7 protein-coding genes are annotated in these 7,343 nt (G+C 40.7%); 2 read left to right on the top strand and 5 right to left on the bottom strand.

Translation table 11 applies throughout. The features are described 5' to 3' along the window. Together RQ973_RS09280 and RQ973_RS09285 are read left to right on the top strand one after the other, a co-directional pair. Positions 1-1,052, top strand: a 1,052-nt coding sequence (locus tag RQ973_RS09280) for a phospho-sugar mutase (RefSeq protein ID WP_311523796.1), incomplete at its 5' end; no start/stop codon positions are given. A gap of 111 nt (positions 1,053-1,163) precedes the next feature. Further along, on the top strand, positions 1,164-1,511 hold the full coding sequence (locus tag RQ973_RS09285) for a thioredoxin (protein WP_311523798.1): 348 nt from the start codon (positions 1,164-1,166) through the stop codon (positions 1,509-1,511). Positions 1,512-1,547: 36 nt separating this feature from the next. On the opposite strand, the gene RQ973_RS09290 is transcribed toward RQ973_RS09285, so the two are convergent. The 5 genes from RQ973_RS09290 to RQ973_RS09310 form a co-directional block, all read right to left on the bottom strand. Beyond that, positions 1,548-2,357, bottom strand: coding sequence for an MBL fold metallo-hydrolase (locus RQ973_RS09290; RefSeq protein WP_045763287.1), 810 nt, complete (start codon positions 2,355-2,357; stop codon positions 1,548-1,550). A 1-nt stretch (position 2,358) separates the two neighbouring features. Continuing rightward, entirely contained in the window at positions 2,359-3,708 is a 1,350-nt protein-coding gene (gene vicK, locus RQ973_RS09295) for a cell wall metabolism sensor histidine kinase VicK (protein ID WP_311523799.1), read from the bottom strand. Beyond that, entirely contained in the window at positions 3,701-4,405 is a 705-nt protein-coding gene (yycF, locus tag RQ973_RS09300; protein WP_075231732.1) for a response regulator YycF, read from the bottom strand. The genes vicK and yycF overlap by 8 nt, the downstream gene beginning before the upstream one ends. Before the next feature lie 64 nt (positions 4,406-4,469). After that, positions 4,470-5,633 carry an A/G-specific adenine glycosylase gene (gene mutY, locus RQ973_RS09305; protein ID WP_311523801.1) on the bottom strand — a complete coding sequence of 388 codons (1,164 nt, stop codon included), beginning with the start codon at positions 5,631-5,633 and terminating at the stop codon, positions 4,470-4,472. Positions 5,634-6,203: 570 nt separating this feature from the next. Next, positions 6,204-7,343 (bottom strand): LPXTG cell wall anchor domain-containing protein (locus tag RQ973_RS09310; protein ID WP_311523803.1); only part of this gene is annotated, 1,140 nt, incomplete at its 5' end.

The following is a 7,343-nucleotide window of genomic DNA, read 5'->3' on the forward strand; positions in this document are numbered from 1 at the left end:
TTGAAGAATTCGGTAAAGACATGAAGATTGTCTACACACCACTTCATGGTACTGGTGAAATGTTGGCTCGTCGTGCTCTTGCCCAAGCAGGATTTGACTCTGTTCAAGTCGTTGAAGCTCAAGCAACTCCAGACCCAGACTTCTCAACTGTTAAATCTCCAAACCCAGAAAGTCAAGCAGCCTTTGCCCTTGCAGAAGAACTTGGTCGCCAAGTAGGCGCTGATGTTCTTGTTGCAACTGACCCTGACGCTGACCGTGTTGGTGTTGAAGTTCTTCAAAAAGATGGTAGCTACCTTAACCTTTCAGGGAACCAAATCGGTGCCATCATGGCAAAATACATCTTGGAAGCCCACAAAAATGCTGGAACTCTCCCTGAAAATGCGGCTCTTTGCAAATCTATCGTATCAACTGACTTGGTAACAAAGATTGCTGAAAGCTACGGCGCAACCATGTTCAACGTCTTGACAGGTTTCAAATTCATCGCTGAAAAAATCCAAGAATTCGAAGAAAAACACAATCACACTTATATGATGGGATTTGAAGAAAGCTTCGGTTACTTGATTAAACCATTCGTACGTGATAAAGATGCTATCCAAGCTGTTCTTGTTGTTGCTGAACTTGCAGCTTACTACCGTTCACGTGGTTTGACCCTTGCTGACGGTATCGAAGAAATCTACAAAGAGTATGGCTACTATGCTGAAAAGACAATCTCTGTTACTCTTTCTGGTGTTGACGGTGCTGAACAAATTAAAGCAATTATGGCTAAATTCCGCAACAATGCACCAAAAGAATGGAATGCAACAACTATCACTGTCGTTGAAGACTTCAAAGCACAAACATCTACTGCAGCCGATGGCACTGTAACAACCTTGACAACTCCTCCAAGTGATGTATTGAAATACACTCTTGCAGATGGTTCATGGATCGCAGTTCGTCCTTCAGGTACAGAACCAAAAATCAAGTTCTACATTGCAGTTGTTGGTGAAAGCAACGAAGAATCACAAGCTAAGATTGCTAACATCGAAGCAGAAATCAATGCCTTTGTAAAATAAAATCCTATAAAAGATGAGACCAACCAATCTCATCTTTTTTTCGTATCAAATCTAAGCAATTTTAGAAACTTTATGGCATACTAGACATATCAATGAAAGCGAGGTAATCTCATGGAACAATTTTTAGAAAACATCAAAGATCTTGAAGTTACAACTGTAGCGCGTGCTCAAGAAGCACTTGACAATCAAGAAACAGCAACTTTCTTTATCGGACGCAAAACTTGTCCTTATTGCCGTAAATTTGCTGGTACATTGGCTGGTGTAGTAGCTGAAACCAAAGCGCACATCTACTTCATCAATAGCGAAGAGCCAAGTCAACTTGAAGCTTTACAAGACTTCCGCTCACGCTATGAAATTCCGACTGTACCAGGGTTTGTTCACATTGCAGATGGACAAATCAATGTCCGTTGCGACTCTTCAATGTCAGCTCAAGAAATCAAAGAATTTGCTGGCTTGTAAAATAGTCTATAAAAAAGAAGGCTTGTGCCTTCTTTTTTATATCTCCGTCAATGGTGTTGCGGTATCTGGTGAAGTATCGTAAACTTGAAAGTCTACTCCAACTCCAAGATCTGCTTGAGCTAACTGATTGACCATGGTCATGTGGGCCAGTTCCTTGATATTATTCTCCTTAGACAAATGGCCTAGGTAAATCTTCTTGGTACGATTACCTAGTGTGCGAATCATGGCGTCTGCTCCATCCTCGTTTGAGAGGTGACCAAGGTCAGACAGGATGCGTTGTTTGAGTCGCCATGCGTAAGATCCTGCTCGCAGGATTTCCACATCATGATTTGACTCGATCAGATAGCCATCTGCATTCTCGACAATGCCAGCCATACGGTCACTAACATAGCCCGTATCCGTCAGCATGACAAAGCTCTTATCATCCTTCATAAAACGATAAAACTGGGGCGCCACTGCATCATGACTCACACCAAAGCTCTCAATATCGATGTCACCAAAGGTTTTAGTTTTTCCCATCTCGAAAATATGCTTTTGCGACGAGTCAACCTTACCAAGATACTTACTATTTTCCATAGCCTGCCAAGTTTTCTCATTGGCATAAAGATCCATGCCGTATTTACGAGCCAGAACGCCCACACCGTGGATATGATCTGAATGCTCATGCGTTATCAAAATAGCATCCAAATCCTCTGGTTTACGATTGATTTCACTCAAAAGGCTTGTAATTTTTTTGCCAGATAGGCCCGCATCTACTAAAATTTTCTTTTTTGGTGTTTCCAAGTAAAATGAATTTCCACTGGAACCCGATGCTAAAATACTGTATTTAAAACCGATATCACTCATTCTAGTCTTCTAGTTCATCCTCCCAAATCTCTTCTTTCACGGCATCCTTATCGTATGGCAGTACGATAGTAAAGGTTGAACCCTTACCGTATTCACTCTTAGCCCAGATAAATCCATTATGTTGTTTGACGATTTCTTTAGCAATAGCAAGTCCTAGACCAGTACCACCTTGAGCACGACTTCTTGCCTTGTCAACACGATAAAAACGGTCAAAAATCTTTGGTAGATCTTCTTTAGGAATCCCAAGCCCTTGGTCCGAAATTGATAAAATCATCTGATCATCTGTAGTCTTCATGCTTACAGTGATTTTTCCACCATCTGGTGAATACTTGATAGCATTATTTAAAATATTATCAATCACCTGGGTCATCTTATCCGTATCAATCTCAATCCAAACAGAGTTAATCGGATAATCTCTCACCAACTCGTACTTCTTCTCCTCATCCTGACTTTTCATTTTATCAAAACGATTGAGAATAAAGGTGATAAAGGCAGTAAAGTTAATCAACTCGACATCCAAGTGACTGGTTGCGTTGTCAATCCGTGATAGATGCAAGAGGTCCGTCACCATCCGCATCATACGGTTGGTTTCATCAAGAGAAACCTTGATAAAGTCTGGAGCAACCGGTTCTGTAAGAGCTCCTTCGTCCAAGGCCTCCAAATAAGATTTTACACTTGTCAAGGGTGTACGCAACTCATGACTAACGTTCGAAACGAAAAGCCTTCTCTCACGTTCTTCTTTCTCTTGTTCAGTCGTATCATGTAGAACTGCTACTAAACCAGAGATAAAGCCAGACTCTCTACGAATCAAGGCAAAACGAACGCGCAAACTGATATATTCGCCATTAAGATTCTGCGAATAAATCATCAGCTCAGGGCTCTGAGTAATAAGTTCTCTCAGCTCATACTCTTCTTCAATCTTGAGTAACTCTAAGATATTTTGATTAAGAGCATCATCCCTTTCAACTCCAAGTTGTCTCTTGGCCATATCATTGATCATGATGATTTGCCCACGACGGTTGGTTGCAAGCACTCCATCTGTCATGTAGGACAGGATACTATGCAACCTTTTACTCTCTTGTTCCAGATTTTCTTGAGTCAGACGAATGACTTCAGACAAATCATTAAGATTGTTAGTGATATTAGTTATCTCTGAGCTTCCTTGCATATCCAAAACCTGAGAATAATCACCATCAATCAAATCTTTTATTTTCTGATTGATCTGCCTCAAACGAATATTATCACGACGACTCTCAAGCAAGAGAAAAGACACTAACAGAATAAAGCCAATTAAGATGAGGATAAAGATAAAGTCGCTCGTCAAAATTGTTTGTCTAATTACTTCAATCATTATTTCTCATATAATATCCTACTCCACGACGAGTTAGGATGTATTCAGGTCTGCTTGGTGTATCTTCAATCTTCTCACGCAAGCGTCGAATGGTTACATCAACTGTACGGACATCTCCAAAATAGTCATATCCCCAAACGGTTTCAAGAAGATGTTCTCGGGTAATAACTTGTCCAAGATGAGAAGCTAAATGATGCAAGAGTTCGAATTCACGGTGGGTTAGGTCTAACTCTTCACCATATTTCTTAGCCACGTAGGCATCTGGTAAAATCTCCAAATCGCCAATCTGCAGACTTTGTAATTTCGTTTCAGGTTCTTGGCTATCAACTGAGACAAGATCTGTACGACGGAGAAGAGCTTTAACACGGGCCTGTAGTTCACGATTTGAAAACGGCTTGGTTACATAGTCATCCGCCCCAAGCTCAAGCCCGATAACCTTATCAAATTCGCTATCCTTTGCTGAAAGCATGATAATGGGAACACTACTTGTCTTACGAATAGTTTTTGCGACCTCAAGTCCATCAATCTCTGGAAGCATCAAATCCAAGATAATAATATCTGGTTGCTCAGCTTCAAATTGTTCAAGTGCTTCACGACCATTAAAAGCAGTTACAACTTCATAACCTTCCTTGGTCATATTAAATTTTATAATATCTGAGATGGGTTTTTCATCATCTACAATTAGTATTTTTTTCATTTAGTCACCTTTTTCCTTATCTCATTATACCAAAAAAAAGTAAAGAAGACACGCATGACCGATGCTAGTGGCTTCTTTTCAAGTAGGCTTGCCAAATCTTTTGCTGAGGTTTAGCTAGGGGATAATTGCTAAATTCTTCTGGACTTAACCAAAGGACTTCTCTATCTGTATATTCCTGTGTCTCAGCAACTCGGCCTGCAATTATCTGGATATGCCATTTACGATGGCTAAAAATGTGCTTGACCTCTTCAAAACGTAGATCTTGCCACTCAACTTTTAAATCATAGTCCTGTTCAAAACTCTCCTGTGGAGATGGTCCCAGTTCTAGAATCGGCTCCGCTACTTGACTAAAAAGGTCCAAGTCCTGAGTCTGGTCTGAGAATTCATCAACTTCAATCAAGGGAAAATGCCAAAATCCAGCAAGTAACTTCTCACTTTCATTCTTTTCTAATAGAAACTGACCCTGACTATTTTGCACTACAAGAGCCTTTAGATAAATAGGGATTGGCTTTTTCTTGGGCGCCTTAATGGGATAGCGATCCATGGTTCCATGTTGGTAAGCAGCACTGAACTCCTTAACAGGACTCTCCTCAGGTCTTGGATTAACAGGAGCCTCAATATCTGAACCTAAATCCATCAAAGCCTGATTGAAATCACCTGGACGATCAGGATCTATCAAAACCTCCATCATAGCTTGAAATATTTTTCGATTGCTAGGATTTCCAATATCATGATTGACTTCAAATAAACGTGCCAAAACGCGCATGACATTGCCGTCTACTGCAGGCTGTGGAAGGTTAAAGGCAATACTAGAGATTGCACCAGCTGTATAAGGACCTATCCCTTTCAAGCTTGAAATACCTTCATAAGTAGACGGGAACTTGCCTTCAAATTCATTTATAATCTGTTGAGCGGCTGTTTGCATATTGCGGACACGAGAATAATAGCCAAGTCCTTCCCAGGCTTTTAATAAGCGCTCCTCAGGAGCATTTGCTAAGCTTTCTACGGTCGGAAACCAGTCTAAAAAACGTTCATAATAGGGAATGACGGTATCAACTCGAGTCTGCTGCAACATAATTTCAGATACCCAGATATGATAAGGATTCTTGCTTCGTCTCCAAGGTAAATCCCGCTTATTTTCGTCATACCAGGCTAATAATTTTTGACGGAAAGAGAGAATCTTGTCCTCTTCCCACATGGTCACACTATATTTCTCCAAATCTAACATATTTCTAGTATAGCATAACCTTTTAGGATACTCAAAAAATCAAGATAGACATTCAATAAAACAAAGACTAAAAGGAAGAAAAAGGAAATCTAAAGATTATCTTGTTTAAAATTTGAATAAACACATAGTTTAAAAAGTTTATCAAAATTTAAGATGTCCGGAAACAAAAGTGGAAAAGATTTATTCTGTTCATAATACTCTAATTTTCATATAGTCACTTGTCAGTTTTAATTTAAAAATGTTGATTTAAGTTAAATATAGTGGATTGAAATAAGATATGAATAGAGAGGTTAGGAAAGTCAAATAAATCTCTAAAAATATTTTTAGCAGTTGTAGCGTACTACTCTAGATTCAATCTGCCATAATTTCTAAAAATGTTTTAGAATTCGTAGCGTACTATTCTAGGTTCACTCCACTATACCAAAACTATCGTAAACATGTAAAAAAGCAACGGCAAAAACCGTTGCTTTTTTTAGGAGATACGGACTATTATCCCAGACTCCTTTGTCTTCAATCTGAACTTTCAGATTTTTTGATCAGAATAATCAAATTACTGATTAGTTAGAAAGCTTATTCTTCATCATCACGCTTACGACGTTTAGCTACTAATCCTAATCCTGTTAGACCTGCTACAGCTCCTAGGAGCAGATTTGTAGCCGAAGTTGCTGTTCCAGTATTTGGAAGTTGCTTACGTGTCTTAGTGGTATCAGTTTGAGGAGCTTGACTAGTCGAATGAATCACTGACTGGCTTACGCTTACTGATAATGATAGTGATTGCGATACTGATGTGCTAATTGAATCCGATGTAATCACACTATCGATATCTAAACTATCAAGTGATAAGCTCTCTGGCATTCCCTTACTTGTAACAACAGATGTGCTTGCTGATTCAGACGCTGATGTTGATGCGCTTGTGCTTGCTGACTCAGAAGCCGATGTGCTTGCTGATTCTGACGCACTTGTGCTTGCTGACTCTGAGGCAGACGTTGATGCTGATTCAGAAGCGCTTGTGCTTGCTGACTCTGAGGCAGACGTTGATGCTGATTCAGATGCTGATGTACTTGCTGATTCTGAGGCAGACGTTGATGCTGATTCAGATGCTGATGTACTTGCTGATTCTGACGCACTTGTGCTTGCTGATTCAGAAGCGCTTGTTGATGCTGATTCAGATGCTGATGTACTTGCTGACTCTGATGCACTTGTTGAGGCCGATTCAGAAGCCGATGTGCTTGCTGATTCTGACGCACTTGTTGACGCCGATGTTGACGCTTCTGACGCACTTGTTGATGCTGATTCTGAAGCGCTTGTGCTTGCTGATTCTGACGCACTTGTTGATGCTGATTCAGAGGCGCTTGTGCTTGCTGATTCTGACGCACTTGTTGATGCGGATTCAGAAGCGCTTGTGCTTGCTGACTCTGACGCGCTTGTGCTTGCTGACTCTGACGCACTTGTGCTTGCTGACTCTGAAGCACTTGTTGATGCGGATTCTGATGCACTTGTTGACGCTGATTCTGACGCACTTGTTGAGGCGGATTCAGAGGCTGATGTGCTTGCTGATTCTGACGCACTTGTCGACGCCGATGTTGACGCTTCTGACGCACTTGTTGAGGCTGACTCAGAAGCTGATGTGCTTGCTGATTCTGACGCACTTGTGCTTGCTGATTCTGATGCACTTGTTGATGCTGATTCTGAAGCTGATGTGCTTGCTGA

The sequence above is a fragment of the uncultured Streptococcus sp. genome (genome assembly GCF_963511325.1).
In the GTDB taxonomy this organism is placed as follows: Bacteria; Bacillota; Bacilli; order Lactobacillales; family Streptococcaceae; genus Streptococcus.